We start from the raw sequence: 15,138 nt of genomic DNA on the forward strand, positions 1-15,138 counted from the left end.
AAAGATCAACCCTGCTTCAGTAAGAGCACCAACACAGTCCAGGAGGACAACACAGTGGCGAAGGCGAAGTTCGAGCGGACGAAGCCGCACGTCAACATCGGGACCATCGGTCACGTTGACCACGGCAAGACCACGCTGACTGCAGCAATCACCAAGGTTCTGCACGACAAGTACCCCGATTTGAACGAGTCGCGCGCATTCGACCAGATCGACAATGCGCCCGAGGAGCGTCAGCGCGGTATCACGATCAACATCTCCCACGTGGAGTACCAGACCGACAAGCGTCACTACGCACACGTCGACGCCCCCGGTCACGCTGACTACATCAAGAACATGATCACCGGTGCCGCCCAGATGGACGGCGCGATCCTGGTGGTCGCCGCCACCGACGGCCCGATGCCGCAGACCCGTGAGCACGTGCTGCTCGCCCGCCAGGTCGGCGTGCCCTACATCCTGGTCGCGCTGAACAAGTCGGACATGGTCGACGACGAGGAACTCCTCGAGCTCGTCGAGATGGAGGTCCGCGAACTGCTGGCCGCCCAGGACTTCGACGAGGACGCCCCGGTCGTGCGCGTGTCGGCGCTCAAGGCTCTCGAAGGCGACGCCCAGTGGGTGAAGTCGGTCGAGGACCTGATGGAGGCTGTCGACGAGTCGATCCCGGACCCGGTCCGCGAGACCGACAAGCCGTTCCTGATGCCCGTCGAGGACGTCTTCACCATCACCGGCCGCGGCACCGTGGTCACCGGTCGTGTGGAACGCGGCGTGATCAACGTGAACGAGGAAGTCGAGATCGTCGGCATCCGCCCGGGCGTCACCAAGACCACCGTCACCGGTGTCGAGATGTTCCGCAAGCTGCTCGATCAGGGCCAGGCCGGTGACAACGTCGGTCTGCTGGTCCGTGGTATCAAGCGCGAGGACGTCGAGCGCGGCCAGGTCATCGTCAAGCCCGGCACCACCACCCCGCACACCGAGTTCGAGGGCAGCGTCTACATCCTGTCCAAGGACGAGGGTGGCCGCCACACGCCGTTCTTCAACAACTACCGTCCGCAGTTCTACTTCCGGACCACGGACGTGACCGGCGTGGTGACCCTGCCCGAGGGCACCGAGATGGTGATGCCCGGTGACAACACCGACATCTCCGTCAAGCTGATCCAGCCCGTCGCCATGGACGAGGGCCTGCGCTTCGCGATCCGCGAGGGCGGCCGTACCGTCGGCGCCGGCCGCGTGTCGAAGATCATCAAGTAGGTTCCGCCTGCAGGAGTGGCGCTCACCCGAGAGGGTGGGCGCCACTTTTGTGTGTCCACCTGCTGTAACGCCACCGAGGCCGACGGCGATGTACTTCACGGCGGCGGTCGAGGGGTCCGCCGCCTTCATCTTGTGTCGAAGGTTGGGATCAGGTTCTTGAGTATTCGTTCCGTCGCTGCAACCGCGGCCGCTGCCCTCGTCGCCGGCGCCGCGATGATGGGTCTGTCCGCCGGTACCGCTGCCGCGCAACCGGGCTGCCCCGACGTGCACTGGATCGGTGCGGCCGGCTCCGGTGAGCGCACCCCCGCCGACATCGCCGCCGATGACGGCATGGGTCGGGTGGTCAACACCTCCTATCGCGACTTCGCGCAGTTGGTCCAGCAGAGCGGTCGCACGATCACCGCCGAAGCGGTGAACTATCCCGCCGTCCCCGTGCCGCCCGACGGTGGCGCGATGGCGTGGCTGGGGTTCATGGGCAGCGTCGACACCGGCGCAGCTGCGCTGGGCGCGCAGTACGCCGCGTTCGTCGCGCAGTGCCCGACGACGCAGGTGGTGCTCGCCGGCTATTCGCAGGGCGCCATGGTGGTGCACCGCAACCTGGCCGCACTGGAGACCAGCCCCAACCTCGCCGCCGCGCTGCTCGTCGCCGACGGCGACCGTCTCCCGGCCGATCCGACACTGAACCTGGGCTCGGTCACGGCCGTTCCCGGACGCGGCAAGGGTGTCGCGCAGGACTGGCCGATCCTGGCGCACACGCCCGCCCCGCTGACCCCCACCATGGGTGCCCGCACGATCAGCGTGTGCGATCTCGGGGATGCGGTCTGCGACTACGACCCGGACGCCGAGGACGACATGAACCCGGCCGCGGTGGCCGTCCACACCAGCTATGCGCGGACCCCGTCGTCGGCCGACGCATGGGTGGCGCCGTTGTACCAGCTCGTCCAGCAGCATCCGGTCCCGGTTCCCGACGCCAATCCCGTTCAGGTACCTCCCGGTTCCTGACCTGCCGGGTCATAATCTGACCCGTGTCGACAATCTGGCGCTACGTCAAGGTGCAGCTGTTCGTCCTGCTGTGCGGCATCGTCGGGCCCATCTTCCTGGTGATCTACTTCGCCAGTGGCCGCGACCCGATGATGAGCTGGCTGTTCTGGGGCGGTCTGATCATCACCGCGGTCGACATCCTGATCGCTTTGGCCATCACCGGCTTCGGAGCCCGGTCGGCCGCCAAGACTCAGGAGCTCGAGGCCGGCGGGGTGTTGGCGCTGGCACAGGTCGTCGGGATTCACGAGACCAACACGCGGATCAACGAACAACCGCTGGTGAAGCTGGATCTGAGGGTCTCCGGTCCCGGCATCACGCCGTTCGCCACCCAGGAAAAGGTGGTGGCATCGATGAGCCGCCAGCCGATGATCATGAGTCGCAGGCTGGCGGTCCTGGTCGATCCGGTCACCCAGGACTACCAGATCGACTGGGAGCGCAGCGCGCTGATCAGTGGGTTGATGCCGGCGACATTCACCATCGCCGAGGACAACCGGACCTACGACCTCACCGGCCAGACCGAGCCGCTGATGGAGATCCTGGCTGTCCTCAAAGCCTATGGGATCGGGATCGACAGCATGGTCGACCTGCGGTCCAATCCCGCCGCGCGCCAGCAGGTGCAGGCGATCGTGCGGCGGGCCGCCGCGCAGCAGGTGCCGCCGCCCGTTCCGGCCACCCCGTCGGCGCCGCCGATGGCAGCCCCCGCCCCGACCGTCGCGCAGCGACTCCAGGAGTTGGAAACCCTGCGCGCGACCGGCACCATCAGCGAGGCCGAGTACACCGCCAAGAGGCAGCAGATCATCGCCGAGCTCTAGGGACTAGAACGCGTTCTAGTTCTGCTGTTAGCCTGAGCCGGTGACATCACTGGAAGGGCGCGTCGCGCTGATCACCGGGGCGGCGCGGGGGCAGGGCCGCGCGCATGCCGTCAGGTTGGCCGCCGAGGGCGCCGACATCATCGCGATCGATGTCTGCAAGGCGGTCACCGACACCGTCACCTATCCGATGCCCACCGCCGAGGATCTCGCCGAGACCGCACGGCTGGTGGAAGAGGCCGGCCGCAAGGTGCTGACCCGCGAGGTCGACATCCGGGATCTCGCCGCGCAGCAGCAGCTCGTCGCCGACGGCGTCGAGCAGTTCGGCAGGCTCGACATCGTGGTGGCCAACGCCGGGATCCTGAGCTGGGGCCGGATCTGGGAGATGTCGGAAGAGCAGTGGGACACCGTCATCGACGTCAACCTCAACGGGACGTGGCGCACCATCAGGGCGGCGGTCCCGGCGATGATCGAAGCGGGCAACGGCGGCTCGATCATCATCGTCAGTTCCTCGGCGGGGACGAAGGCGACCCCGGGCAATGCCCACTATTCGGCGTCCAAGCACGGGCTGGTGGCGCTGACGAACGCGCTCGCGATCGAGGCCGGTGAGTTCGGCATCCGGGTGAACTCGATCCATCCGTACTCGATCGACACACCGATGGTGCAGCCCGAGGCGATGATGGAGATCTTCGGCAAGTATCCGGCGTTCCTGCACAGCTTCTCGCCGATGCCGTATCAGCCGGTGCACCACGAGGGCAAGAAAGGTCTCAAGGAGTTCATGACTCCCGAGGAGGTGTCCGACGTGGTCGCATGGCTGGCCGGTGACGGTTCGGCGACCATCTCCGGCTCGCAGATCGCCGTCGACCGGGGCACGGCCAAGTACTAAGCCAGGACGTCGGCCAATTGACCGCCGGCCCATACGATCTCGTCCTCGGTGACGACGATCGGGGGCGCGAAGCGCAGTGTCGACCCGTGGGTGTCCTTGACCAGCACGCCGCGCTCGGCCAGCCGCAGGCTGATCTGCTTGCCAGTGCCGTGCACCGGGTCGATGTCCACCCCGGCCCACAGCCCCTTGCCGCGCACGCTCAGCACGCCGCGGCCGACGAGCTCACTCAGCCGGCCGTGCAGGACGGCGCCGAGTTCGGCTGCGCGGCGCTGAAAGTCGCCGGGCGCGAGCATCTCGACCACGGTGTGGCCGATCGCGGCGGCCAACGGGTTGCCGCCGAACGTCGACCCGTGCTCGCCCGGATGCAAGACGCCGAGCACCTCACGGTCGGCGACCACGGCCGACAGCGGTACCACCCCGCCGCCGAGCGCCTTACCCAGCAGATAGATGTCAGGGACGACGTTCCAGTGGTCGCAGGCGAACGTCGCGCCGGTGCGGGCGAGACCGGACTGGATCTCGTCCGCGATAAACAGAACCCCGCGCTCGGTGCACAGCGCGCGCACCTGTGGCAGGTAGCCGTCCGGCGGCACGATGATGCCGGCCTCGCCTTGGATGGGTTCGAGCAACACAGCGACGGTGTGGTCGTCGATCGCGGCGGCCAGCGCGTCGGCGTCACCGAACGGGACGGACCGGAAGCCGGGGGTGTACGGGCCGAACCCGCGCCGCGCCGTCTCGTCGTCGGAAAAACTGATGATGGTCGTGGTTCGGCCGTGAAAGTTGTTGCGCGCCACGATGATGTTCGAGGTGCCTGCGGGCACTCCCTTGACGTCGTGGCCCCACTTGCGGGCCACCTTGATGCCGCTCTCGACGGCCTCGGCGCCGCTGTTCATCGGCAGCACCATCTCCTTGCCGCACAGTGCGGCAAGTGCGGCGCAGAACGGCGCGAGCGGCTCGGCGTGGAAGGCGCGGCTCACCAGCGTCACCCGGTCCAGCTGAGCGTGGGCGGCGGCGACGATCGTCGGATGGCGATGGCCGAAGTTGACCGCGGAGTACGCAGCCAGGCAGTCCAGATAGCGCCTGCCCTCGACATCGGTGATCCAGGCACCGTCAGCGTGTGCGGCGACAACCGGTAGCGGAGCGTAATTGTGTGCAACACAACGGTTGTCGAGGTCGATCGCGTTCTCGGTTCGGGTGGGGGCATGCATCGCGGTCATGAATGAACCTCCAGGGTGCAGCATTTCACCGAGCCGCCGCCCTTGAGCAACTCGGACAGATCGACGCCCACCGGCCGGAATCCGTGGTGGCGCAACTGCTCGGCGAAGCCGGCGGCTGCGGCGGGCATCACGACGTTGAGTCCGTCGGAGACGACGTTGAGGCCCAGCGCGTAGGCGTCGGCGCTGGCGACTTCGATGGCCTGCGGGTACAGCTGCCGCAGCGTGGCCAGTGAGTGGTCGGCGAACGCGGGCGGGTAGTAGGCGATGGTCGTGTCGTCGAGAACGGCCAGCGCCGTGTCGAGGTGGTAGAACCGCGGGTCGACCAGTTCCAGGCTGACGAGCGGCATCTGGAGGTGGTCGGCGATCTCCTGGTGGGCGCGTCGGTCAGTGCGAAACCCGTAGCCGGCGAGGATGGTCGAGCCGACGAGCAGGAGATCGCCCTGCCCTTCGTTGGTGTGGCGGGTCTGCATGCTCACGAAACCGTTGTCGAGCAACCAGGCTGCGTGCGCCGGCGCCTCGCCGGCGCGTTCAGGATGAGCGAATCGCGCCACCACCGCGCGACCGTTGACCACCATCCCGCCGTTGGCCGCGTACACCATGTCGGACAGGCCGGGCAGTGGGTGGACCTCCTCGACGGTGTGGCCGAGGTCGAGGTAGGCCTGCCGCAGTGCTTCCCACTGGGCGATCGCATGTGCGGTGTGGACGGGTGTGGACAGGTCCATCCAGGGGTTGATCACGTAGTCGACGGTGAAGTGGGTGGGGCGGACCATCACGAAGCGGCGCGGCCGCTGGGCACGCGCGGTCGCCGACTCGGGGCGGGGGAGCGCAGCGGCGGCGATGTCGATCGGCATGACTGAACGATATTTTGGCGGGGGCGGCGCAATCAATCTTCAGCTGTTGCGTGTCTATGCGTGGTTTGTTGTGCCAAAATCGCTTTGGTGGCGATTTGTTGTTCTGAGGACGTGCGCGGTGGCTGATCGGCTGGACCAGACCGATGAACTCATACTCGCGGAGTTGGCGGACAACGCCCGGGCGACGTTCGCCGAGATCGGGCAGCGGGTGAATCTCTCGGCGCCGGCGGTCAAACGGCGGGTCGATCGGATGCTCGACGACGGGGTGATCCGCACCTTCACCACCGTCATCGATCGCACCGCGCTGGGCTGGACCACGGAGGCCTACGTACAGGTGTTCTGCCACGGGACGATCGCGCCGGATCAGCTGCGTGCCGCGTGGCAGGACATCCCCGAGGTGGTCAGTGCCGCCACCGTGACCGGCACGGCCGATGCGATGCTGCATGTGCTGGCCCGCGACATGCGCCATCTGGAAGAGGCGCTCGAACGTATCCGGTCGAGCGCCGACATCGAACGCAGCGAGAGCATCGTGGTGTTGTCGAACATCATCGAGCGGGCGCGCCGATGAGTGTGCGACGCGGGGTGGCGCTCACCGAACAGCGCTGATGAGGTAGAAAACCCAGATGAGCACTTCTGGTGTCGTGATCGTCGGGGGCGGCTTGGCGGCGGCGCGGACGGCTGAGCAGTTGCGTCGCGCCGAGTATGCGGGGCCGGTGACCATCGTCGGCGACGAGGAGCATCTGCCCTACGACCGGCCGCCGCTGTCCAAGGAGGTGTTGCGGGCGGAGCTGGACGAGACGACGCTCAAGCCGGCCAACTTCTACGCCGAGAAGGACATCACCCTCGTCCTCGGCACGGCGGCGCGCACCGTGGACACCGCGGCGCGGACGGTCACGCTGGCCGACGGGTCGCAGCTCGGCTACGACGAGCTCGTGATCGCGACGGGGCTGGTGCCCAAGCGGATTCGATCGTTCCCCGACCTGGCCGGAATTCACGTACTGCGCAACGTCGACGAGAGCCTGGCGCTGCGCCGCGAGTCGGCCGACGCGCGTCGCGCAGTGGTGATCGGAGCGGGTTTCATCGGCTGCGAGGTAGCGGCCAGCCTGCGTGCACGAGGTGTCGAGGTGGTACTGGTCGAGCCGCAGCCCGCGCCTCTGGCGTCGGTGTTGGGGGAGCAGATCGGCGCCTTGGTGACGCGATTGCATCAGGCCGAGGGAGTGGACGTGCGCTGCGGGGTCGGGGTGGACACCGTCAGCGGGGATTCCCGGGTGCGCTCGGTGACCCTGTCCGACGGTGCGCAGATCGACGCCGACCTCGTCGTCGTGGGCATCGGATCCCATCCGGCCACCGAGTGGCTCGAGGGCAGCGGTATCGCCGTGGACAACGGCGTCGTGTGCGACCATGTCGGCCGCGCCAGTGCGCCGCACGTGTGGGCCATCGGCGACGTCGCCTCCTGGCGTGATCACACGAAAGGCCAAGTGCGAGTAGAGCATTGGAGTAACGTCGCCGATCAGGCGCGGGCGCTGGTGCCGGCGCTGTTGGGTCAGGACGCGCCTGCGACGGCAACGGTGCCGTACTTCTGGAGCGATCAGTACGACGTCAAGATCCAGGCCCTGGGTGAACCGGAAGCCACCGACACCGTGCACCTCGTCGTGGACGACGGGCGCAAGTTCCTGGCCTACTACGAGCGCGACGGAGTCGTGGTCGGCGTGGTGGGCGGCGGCATGCCCGGCAAGGTCATGAAAGTGCGGGCCAAGATCGCCGCGGGCGCGCCGATCAGCGACGTCCTGGGCTGAGCCTTCACCGCGACACTTATCCCCAATCCGGTTTCCATCCACAGCCGGCGGGCCGGGGCCGTGCGGGCTCGTCGATTCGTCGGCGTCCGGCGGCATACTCGAGGCATGTTCGAACAGATGTTCGCCGACCTTGCCGATGAGGCACTGGTGGGCGCGATCGAACAGGCGGCGGTCGAGGAGGGTCGAGCCTGCGCGCGGCGGCTGGCCGCCATCGCCGAACTGACCCGTCGCAGCGTCGACGACGACGATGACCGCGCGCGCTGGGCCTTCGACCTGTGGGCCGTGACCGCAGCGCGGATCGGCGCGGCGCTCACCATCGGGCAACGGCGCGCATCGGCGCAGATGCGTATCGCGATGGCGCTGCGTGACCGGCTGCCCCGGGTCGCGGCGCTGTTCTGCGAGGGTCGGATCAGCATTCGGGTGATCAGCGAGCTGACGTGGCGCACCCATCTGGTCGACGACGACCGGGTGCTGGCCGAGATCGATGCGGCGCTGGCCGGCCATGCGGTGTCGTGGGGCGCCCTATCCGACGAGAAGCTGACCGCGGCGGTCAACGCTCTCATCGAACGCTATGACCCCGATGCGGTGCGGTTGGCGAAAAATGCATTGAGCGACCGCGACTTTCGGATCGGTGCCCACGAGGACGGCGCGGAGACCACCTCGGCGTGGGGCACACTGATGGCCGCCGATGGCGTTGCGGCCGAACGGCGCATCCTCGCCATGATCAACGGAGTGTGCGAAAACGATCCGCGCAGCGTGGGGGAGCGTCGCTCGGATGCCGCGGGTGCACTGCTCAATGGTCGCGAGCAGCTGCCCTGCCGCTGCGGGTCAACCGACTGCCCGAAGGCCGATGTCGGATCTCCTGCGTCGCACATTGTCGTCCACGTGATCGCCGACCGGGCTGCAGTCGACGCTGTCGAGGAGCAGGCTGCTGAGAAGCCCGCTGTCACCCGACCCGAAGAAATAGCAGATTGCGTAGCCGAAGACGAAAGCGAGTGCACGCCGCCGCCCTTGAGCGACACCGGAGTGGCGCTCCTGCCCGGGCTGAAGGTCATGCCGGCAGTCGCGTTGGCCGACGCCATTGCCGGCGGCGCGAAGGTGGCGCCGCTGTGGCTACCCGGGCCAGATCCGGAACCGCACTACCGCCCCTCTTCGCGGCTGGCGCAGTTCGTCCGCTTGCGCGACATGTTCTGCCGGTTCCCCGGTTGCGATGTGCCCGCTGATCGCTGCGACGTCGACCATTGCGTGCCGTGGCCGTACGGCCCCACGCACCCGTCGAACCTGAATTGCAAGTGCCGGGCGCACCACCTGATGAAGACATTCTGCTTCGACCTCGACGGCTGGACCGAGGTCCAATTAGCCGACGGCTCAGTCACATTCACTGACCCCGACGGCCGCAGCCACACCACCAAACCGGGCAGTGCGCTGTTCTTCCCGCAGTTCCCGGTGCACACCGCCGAGCTCGCGCCGCCACCGCCCCGGCCACCCGATCCGATGCGGACCGCGAGGATTCCGAAGCGCCGCCGCCTGCGCAGCGCCGACGTTGCCGCACGCGTGAAAGCCGAACGCGCGCAGAACCGTGAAGTGCGCGCAGCACTGGCGAATCCGCGGTATGGGCCCGAGGGTCACCCCCCGTTCTGAGCCTCCAAACCGGCCAATCCACCGGCCAGCAGATCGAAGGCACCGCCGAGTGCGGCGGCCAGGGAGACCGACTCGTCGGCGAGCCACTGCTCATATGCCGTCAGCGCCACCGCCAGCATGGCCCAGGCCACCGTCTGCGGAATCAAGTCACCGGGGGAGATCTCGAGGCGGCGCGCGACATAAGCGGCCACAACGGCGCGCCAGCCTGCGTACATCGTCATCGAATAGGCCTGCAAGGCTTCCGTTTCGAGGATCAGGCGCATCCGTTGTCGGTGCCGGTCGGCATCGTCGAAATCGTTGAACGCCAACAGGGCGACGCGCAGGGCTTCGTGAATCGGAGCGGCGGGGTCGGTGGCCGCCAGCAGCCCCTTCATCCGGTCCAGATGGGCATCGAAATCGCCCCACGGCAGCGCGTTCTTCGAGGGGTAGTACCGGAACAGGGTGCGGCGGGCGATCCCCGCGGCCGTCGCGACGTCATCGACGCTGACGTCGTCGAAGCCGCGCTCGGTGAACAGATCGATCGCGACCGCGCTGATGTGTTCCCAGCTGGTCGATCGGCGACGGCCGACACGTGCCTTGGCGGTTGGCATCGGCATCCCTCTTCCATTTCGGCACCCGGTGCCTTATTGTTGCGATCTGCGTCACAAATGTCGAGCCCCACCGAACAGAAAGGCAGTGCCATGGAGCCGAGTCAGCACACCGAGAACGACGAGCTCGTCACCGAGAGCCTGGTCGAAGAGGTGTCCATCGACGGGATGTGCGGGGTCTACTGATCATGACCGCGCCGACCTTCGATCCGGACCAGCGCTGGCGGCTGCATCCGCAGGTGGCCGTCCGGCCCGAGCCGTTCGGCGCGCTGCTGTACCACTTCGGGACCCGCAAACTGTCGTTCCTGAAGAACCGGACGATCGTCGAGGTGATCAACTCGCTGTCCGATCACCCCGACGCTCGCTCCGCCTGTCGCGCAGCAGGACTCGAAGACGATCAACTGACGCCGTACCTGCACGCAATGGGTGTGCTGGTCTCGTCGAACATGCTCATCGCAGGAGAGGACCGATGACCGTCACCGCACCCGTGCCCCGGCTGGTCGACCAGTTCGAACGCGGCCTCGACGCCCCGATCTGCCTGACGTGGGAACTCACCTACGCCTGCAACCTGTCCTGTGTGCACTGCCTGTCCTCGTCGGGCAAGCGTGACCCTCGCGAGCTGACCACCCAGCAGTGCAAGGACATCATCGACGAGCTCGAGCGCATGCAGGTCTTCTACGTCAACATCGGCGGCGGCGAGCCGACGGTGCGGTCGGATTTCTGGGAGCTCGTCGATTACGCGACCGCCCACCACGTCGGGGTCAAGTTCTCCACCAACGGCGTGCGCATCACCGAAGAGGTCGCCGCGAAGCTGGCCGCCAGCGACTACGTCGACGTGCAGATCTCCCTCGACGGCGCCACCGCCGAGGTCAACGACGCGGTCCGGGGCCCGGGCAGCTTCGCGATGGCCACGCGCGCGCTGGAGAACCTGCGAGCCGCTGGCTTCGAAGACGCCAAGATCTCCGTCGTCGTGACGCGGCACAACGTCGACCAGCTCGACGACTTCAAGGCCCTTGCCGACTCGTACGGCGCCACGCTGCGCATCACCCGGCTGCGCCCCTCGGGCCGCGGCGCCGACGTCTGGGACGAACTGCACCCCACCGCCGCGCAGCAGGTCCAGCTCTACGACTGGCTCGTCGCCCACGGCGAGGGCGTGCTCACCGGCGACTCGTTCTTCCACCTGTCCGGTCTCGGTGAGCCCGGCGCCTTGGCAGGTCTGAACTTGTGCGGCGCGGGCCGGGTGGTCTGCCTGATCGACCCCGTCGGCGACGTCTACGCCTGCCCGTTCGCCATCCACGACACGTTTCTGGCCGGAAACATCCTCACCGACAACGGCTTCCAGAGCGTGTGGCAGAACTCCGAGCTCTTCCGTGAGCTTCGGGAGCCGCAGTCGGCCGGCGCGTGCGGCAGCTGCGGACACTACGACGCCTGCCGCGGCGGCTGCATGGCGGCGAAGTTCTTCACCGGCCTGCCCCTCGACGGCCCCGACCCCGAGTGCGTGCAGGGCTACGGCGAGCCCGCCCTCGCGTTGGACAGGAACAAGCCCAAGCCCAGCGTCGACCACTCCCGCAGCGGCGGCCGCACGCCCAAGGGCCCCATTCCGCTCACCCTGCTGAGCGCCCCTCCCAAGAAATTCTGTAACGAAAGTCCGGTCTAGCCCATCATGGCTCGTGATACCTGGTTCGAAACCGTCGCCATCGCCCAACAGAGGGCCAAGAAGCGCTTGCCGAAATCGGCATACTCGTCGCTGATCTCCGCCAGCGAGAAGGGGGTGACAGTCGGCGCCAACGTCGAGTCGTTCTCCGAACTCGGTTTCGCACCGCACGTCATCGGTGCCACCGAGAAGCGCGACATGGCGACAACGGTGATGGGACAGGACATTTCGCTGCCCGTCATCATCTCTCCGACCGGTGTGCAGGCGATCGATCCGGACGGCGAGGTGGCCGTCGCGCGCGCCGCGGCCGCTCGGGGCACCGCGATGGGTCTCTCCTCGTTCGCGAGCAAGCCGATGGAGGAGGTCACCGCGGTCAACGACAAGATCTTCTTCCAGATCTACTGGCTCGGCAGCCGCGACGACATCCTCGCGCGCATGGAGCGGGCTCGCGCCGCCGGGGCCAAGGGCCTGATCTTGACCACCGACTGGAGTTTCGCGCACGGCCGCGATTGGGGCAGCCCGAAGATCCCCGAGCAGATGGATCTGAAGACCATGATCCGGATGTCTCCGGAGGTCATCACCAAGCCGCGTTGGTTCTTCAGCTTCGCCAAGCATCTCCGGCCGCCCGATCTGCGGGTTCCCAACCAGGGCCGGCGTGGAGAGCCGGGGCCGACGTTCTTCGAGGCCTACGGGCAGTGGATGGGCACCCCGCCTCCCACCTGGGAGGATGTCGCCTGGCTGCGCGAGCAGTGGGGCGGTCCGTTCCTGCTCAAAGGCACCGTGCGCGTCGACGACGCCAAACGGGCTGTGGATGCCGGTGTTTCGGCGATCACGGTGTCGAATCACGGCGGCAACAACCTCGACGGCACTCCCGCGGCGATCCGCTGCCTGCCCGCCATCGCCGACGCCGTCGGCGACCAGGTCGAAGTTTTGCTGGACGGCGGTATCCGGCGGGGCAGCGACGTCGTCAAGGCGGTAGCTCTGGGGGCCCGGGCCGTCATGATCGGGCGCGCCTACCTGTGGGGCCTGGCGGCCAACGGGCAGGCCGGGGTCGAGAACGTCCTCGACATCATGCGTGGCGGGATCGATTCCGCGCTGATGGGGCTGGGGAAGTCCTCGATCCATGATCTGACCCGCGACGACGTCCTGATCCCCGACGGGTTCACCCGTACGTTGGGGGTGTGACGGACGGGGCACGAGGTGATGCCCTGACCGGCCGCGGAAATCTCGTGCTGCGCATGCGCCAACAACTGGCGCACAACAGGTGAATTCGGCCTACCATGCTCGCGTGGCTTCACCCCACGAGCTCGGGAACTCGACGTCGAGACAGCTGCAGGATTCTGCGTCCGCGCTCATCGTTCCCGTGGGGTCCACCGAGCAGCACGGCCCTCATCTGCCGCTGGACACCGATACGCGGATCGCGACCGCCGTCGCTGACGTCGTGGTCAATCGGCTGGCGGGCCCATGGTTGGTTGCTCCCGCGATCGCCTACGGCGCCAGCGGCGAGCACGAGGGATTCGCCGGGACCGTCTCGATCGGCACAGCGGCATTGACACAACTCCTCGTCGAATTCGCCCGGTCGGCCTGTCGGTGGGCGTCGCGGCTGGTGTTCGTCAACGGGCACGGCGGCAATGTCAGCGCGTTGCGCGAGGCGGTGTCGCTGCTGCGCTACGAGGGCCGCGAGGTCGCCTGGTGCTCCTGCGTGGCGGTCGGCGGCGACGCCCACGCGGGGCACACCGAAACCTCTGTATTACTACATATTTCGCCCGGTGTGGTCCGCGAGGATCTGCGAGTGCCGGGTAACAGGGGGGCGCTGGCGGAGTTGATGCCGCAGATGCGCCGAGGGGGAGTTGCCGCCGTCAGTTCGCTGGGTATTCTCGGTGATCCGACGACGGCGACGGCTGAAGAGGGGGGCAGGATCTTTGCTGGCATGGTCGACGCCGGGGTTGACCGGATCACACGCTGGGCGCCGGACGGCCAGGGGATGTTGAGGTGACGGGACAGCGGCTGCCCGACGGTTTCGCCGTTCAAGTGGATCGCCGCGTGCGCGTCCTGGGGGAGGGGGCAGCGCTGCTCGGCGGTTCGCCGACGCGCCTGCTGCGGCTGGCGCCCGCCGCGCAGACCATGCTCAACGGCGGCCGGCTCGAGGTGCACGACGCGGTCAGTGCGCAGTTGGCGCGCACCCTGCTCGACGCCACGGTCGCACATCCGCGGCCGCTGAGCGGGCCGTCGCACCGGGACGTCACCGTGGTGATCCCGGTGCGCGACAACCCATCGGGGTTGTACCGCCTTCTCGGCGCCCTGCGTGGGTTGAGGGTGGTGATCGTCGACGACGGTTCGGCGATTCCCGTGCAGGAGAACGACTTCGTCGACACCCACTGTGACGTCCGGGTGCTCCGGTTCGAGCGCAACCGCGGCCCGGCGGCCGCGCGCAACGCCGGGCTGATGGCGTGCGACACCGACTTCGTCGCATTCCTGGACTCCGATGTGGTGCCGCGACGAGGCTGGCTCGAGGCGCTGCTCGGGCACTTCTGCGATCCCGCAGTAGCGCTTGTGGCACCGCGCATCGTCGCCCTCGCGCCGTCGGACAACGTGGTCGCGCGGTACGAGGCGGTCCGGTCGTCACTGGACCTGGGATTGCGTGAGGCGCCGGTGGTTCCGTTCGGCACGGTCTCCTATGTGCCCAGTGCGGCGATCATCTGTCGGCGGCGCGCCTTGCTGGAGGTGGGTGGTTTCGACGAGACGTTGACCTCCGGTGAGGACGTCGATCTGTGCTGGCGGCTCAACGAGGCCGGTGCCCGGCTGCGCTACGAACCGATCGCGTTGGTGGCCCACGATCATCGGGTCGAGCTGCGAAAGTGGTTCGCGCGTAAGTCCTTCTACGGTGGATCGGCGGCGCCGCTGTCCATCCGTCACCCCGGCAAGACCGCTCCGCTGGTGATCTCGGGGTGGACCTTGGTGGTGTGGCTCCTCGTCGCGCTGGGATCGCGGCTCGGCTACCTGGGGTCGATCGCGGTGGCGGTGTTCACGGGCCGCCGGCTCGCACGGTCGCTGGCCAGTGTGCGCACCGAACCGATGGAAGTGGCTGTGGTCGCGGCCCACGGGTTGTGGGCTGCAGCGCTGCAGTTGGCCTCGGCGATCTGTCGGCACTACTGGCCGGTGGCCCTGGTGGCCGCGGTGTGCTCCCGGCGCTGCCGACAGGTGGTGCTGGTGGCCGCGGTCCTCGACGGGGTCTTCGACTGGGCGACCCGCGGCCACAGCGGTGTCGACGACGACACCAAGCGGGTCGGCATCATCACCTTCCTGCTGCTCAAGCGGCTCGACGACATCGCCTACGGTCTCGGCCTGTGGGCCGGAGTCATTCGCGAACGTCATGCCGGGGCGCTCAAGCCGCAGATCAGAACCTGACGCGGC

Annotated in this window: 16 protein-coding genes; 13 read left to right on the plus strand and 3 right to left on the minus strand. The window is 67.7% G+C overall.

Annotated features, from left to right (window positions below):
• Positions 1-54: 54 nt before the first annotated feature.
• The 4 genes from tuf to MHN84_RS13840 all read left to right on the plus strand — a co-directional run bounded on the left by tuf (position 55) and on the right by MHN84_RS13840 (position 3,981).
• Complete coding sequence (gene tuf / locus MHN84_RS13825) at positions 55-1,245, plus strand: elongation factor Tu (RefSeq protein ID WP_221358128.1); 1,191 nt, start codon at positions 55-57, stop codon at positions 1,243-1,245.
• A 213-nt stretch (positions 1,246-1,458) separates the two neighbouring features.
• Positions 1,459-2,247 (plus strand): cutinase family protein, encoded by a 789-nt coding sequence (locus MHN84_RS13830; RefSeq protein WP_241205168.1) that lies wholly within the window; start codon positions 1,459-1,461, stop codon positions 2,245-2,247.
• Between the two features lie 23 nt (positions 2,248-2,270).
• Positions 2,271-3,098 (plus strand): SHOCT domain-containing protein, encoded by an 828-nt coding sequence (locus tag MHN84_RS13835; RefSeq protein WP_241205112.1) that lies wholly within the window; start codon positions 2,271-2,273, stop codon positions 3,096-3,098.
• 49 nt (positions 3,099-3,147) lie between these two features.
• Positions 3,148-3,981 (plus strand): mycofactocin-coupled SDR family oxidoreductase, encoded by an 834-nt coding sequence (locus tag MHN84_RS13840; RefSeq protein ID WP_255730421.1) that lies wholly within the window; start codon positions 3,148-3,150, stop codon positions 3,979-3,981.
• Here MHN84_RS13840 and rocD read toward each other — a convergent pair.
• Both rocD and ddaH read right to left on the minus strand, forming a co-directional pair.
• Entirely contained in the window at positions 3,978-5,195 is a 1,218-nt protein-coding gene (gene rocD, locus MHN84_RS13845) for an ornithine--oxo-acid transaminase (RefSeq protein ID WP_304654315.1), read from the minus strand. The two genes, MHN84_RS13840 and rocD, sit on opposite strands and share 4 nt — an antisense overlap.
• The gene (ddaH, locus tag MHN84_RS13850) at positions 5,192-6,046 is read right to left on the minus strand and encodes a dimethylargininase (RefSeq protein WP_241205114.1); all 855 of its coding nucleotides are present in this window, start codon (positions 6,044-6,046) and stop codon (positions 5,192-5,194) included. The genes rocD and ddaH overlap by 4 nt, the downstream gene beginning before the upstream one ends.
• Positions 6,047-6,164: 118 nt before the next feature.
• Here ddaH and MHN84_RS13855 point away from each other — a divergent pair, with 118 nt between their 5' ends.
• From MHN84_RS13855 to MHN84_RS13865, 3 genes are all read left to right on the plus strand, one after another.
• Complete coding sequence (locus MHN84_RS13855) at positions 6,165-6,614, plus strand: Lrp/AsnC family transcriptional regulator (RefSeq protein WP_241205115.1); 450 nt, start codon at positions 6,165-6,167, stop codon at positions 6,612-6,614.
• A 55-nt stretch (positions 6,615-6,669) separates the two neighbouring features.
• On the plus strand, positions 6,670-7,842 hold the full coding sequence (locus tag MHN84_RS13860; protein WP_241205116.1) for an NAD(P)/FAD-dependent oxidoreductase: 1,173 nt from the start codon (positions 6,670-6,672) through the stop codon (positions 7,840-7,842).
• Positions 7,843-7,947: 105 nt separating this feature from the next.
• A complete protein-coding gene (locus MHN84_RS13865; protein WP_241205117.1) occupies positions 7,948-9,483 on the plus strand; it encodes an HNH endonuclease signature motif containing protein in 1,536 nt (511 codons plus the stop codon).
• Here the strand turns inward: MHN84_RS13865 and mftR are convergent.
• Positions 9,468-10,073: a mycofactocin system transcriptional regulator gene (mftR, locus tag MHN84_RS13870; protein ID WP_241205170.1), complete on the minus strand. Its 606-nt coding sequence runs from the start codon at positions 10,071-10,073 to the stop codon at positions 9,468-9,470. The two genes, MHN84_RS13865 and mftR, sit on opposite strands and share 16 nt — an antisense overlap.
• A 90-nt stretch (positions 10,074-10,163) precedes the next feature.
• Between mftR and mftA the strand changes: the two genes are divergently transcribed.
• The 6 genes from mftA to mftF all read left to right on the plus strand — a co-directional run bounded on the left by mftA (position 10,164) and on the right by mftF (position 15,132).
• Entirely contained in the window at positions 10,164-10,256 is a 93-nt protein-coding gene (gene mftA / locus MHN84_RS13875) for a mycofactocin precursor MftA (RefSeq protein ID WP_073682527.1), read from the plus strand.
• A gap of 2 nt (positions 10,257-10,258) precedes the next feature.
• Positions 10,259-10,543: a mycofactocin biosynthesis chaperone MftB gene (gene mftB, locus MHN84_RS13880; protein WP_143818615.1), complete on the plus strand. Its 285-nt coding sequence runs from the start codon at positions 10,259-10,261 to the stop codon at positions 10,541-10,543.
• Positions 10,540-11,727 carry a mycofactocin radical SAM maturase gene (gene mftC / locus MHN84_RS13885; RefSeq protein ID WP_241205118.1) on the plus strand — a complete coding sequence of 396 codons (1,188 nt, stop codon included), beginning with the start codon at positions 10,540-10,542 and terminating at the stop codon, positions 11,725-11,727. Before mftB ends, mftC begins: the two co-directional genes overlap by 4 nt.
• 6 nt (positions 11,728-11,733) lie before the next feature.
• Positions 11,734-12,909, plus strand: a complete 1,176-nt coding sequence (gene mftD, locus MHN84_RS13890; protein ID WP_241205119.1) for a pre-mycofactocin synthase MftD — start codon at positions 11,734-11,736, stop codon at positions 12,907-12,909.
• Between the two features lie 79 nt (positions 12,910-12,988).
• Positions 12,989-13,720, plus strand: a complete 732-nt coding sequence (mftE, locus tag MHN84_RS13895; protein ID WP_241205120.1) for a mycofactocin biosynthesis peptidyl-dipeptidase MftE — start codon at positions 12,989-12,991, stop codon at positions 13,718-13,720.
• Positions 13,717-15,132, plus strand: coding sequence for a mycofactocin biosynthesis glycosyltransferase MftF (gene mftF, locus MHN84_RS13900; RefSeq protein WP_241205121.1), 1,416 nt, complete (start codon positions 13,717-13,719; stop codon positions 15,130-15,132). The genes mftE and mftF overlap by 4 nt, the downstream gene beginning before the upstream one ends.
• Positions 15,133-15,138: the final 6 nt, after the last annotated feature.

Origin of the sequence: Mycobacterium sp. PSTR-4-N, assembly GCF_022348085.1 — a bacterium.
Lineage (GTDB): Bacteria > Actinomycetota > Actinomycetes > Mycobacteriales > Mycobacteriaceae > Mycobacterium.

Bases quoted from the DNA above. Each gene is read 5' to 3' on its own strand.
- rocD (WP_304654315.1), bottom strand. From the start codon at position 5,195: ATGACCGCGATGCATGCCCCCACCCGAACCGAGAACGCGATCGACCTC.
- ddaH (WP_241205114.1), bottom strand. From the start codon at position 6,046: ATGCCGATCGACATCGCCGCCGCTGCGCTCCCCCGCCCCGAGTCGGCG.
- MHN84_RS13860 (WP_241205116.1), top strand. From the start codon at position 6,670: ATGAGCACTTCTGGTGTCGTGATCGTCGGGGGCGGCTTGGCGGCGGCG.
- mftR (WP_241205170.1), bottom strand. From the start codon at position 10,073: ATGCCAACCGCCAAGGCACGTGTCGGCCGTCGCCGATCGACCAGCTGG.
- mftD (WP_241205119.1), top strand. From the start codon at position 11,734: ATGGCTCGTGATACCTGGTTCGAAACCGTCGCCATCGCCCAACAGAGG.
- MHN84_RS13865 (WP_241205117.1), top strand. From the start codon at position 7,948: ATGTTCGAACAGATGTTCGCCGACCTTGCCGATGAGGCACTGGTGGGC.
- mftA (WP_073682527.1), top strand. From the start codon at position 10,164: ATGGAGCCGAGTCAGCACACCGAGAACGACGAGCTCGTCACCGAGAGC.
- mftC (WP_241205118.1), top strand. From the start codon at position 10,540: ATGACCGTCACCGCACCCGTGCCCCGGCTGGTCGACCAGTTCGAACGC.
- MHN84_RS13830 (WP_241205168.1), top strand. From the start codon at position 1,459: ATGATGGGTCTGTCCGCCGGTACCGCTGCCGCGCAACCGGGCTGCCCC.
- mftB (WP_143818615.1), top strand. From the start codon at position 10,259: ATGACCGCGCCGACCTTCGATCCGGACCAGCGCTGGCGGCTGCATCCG.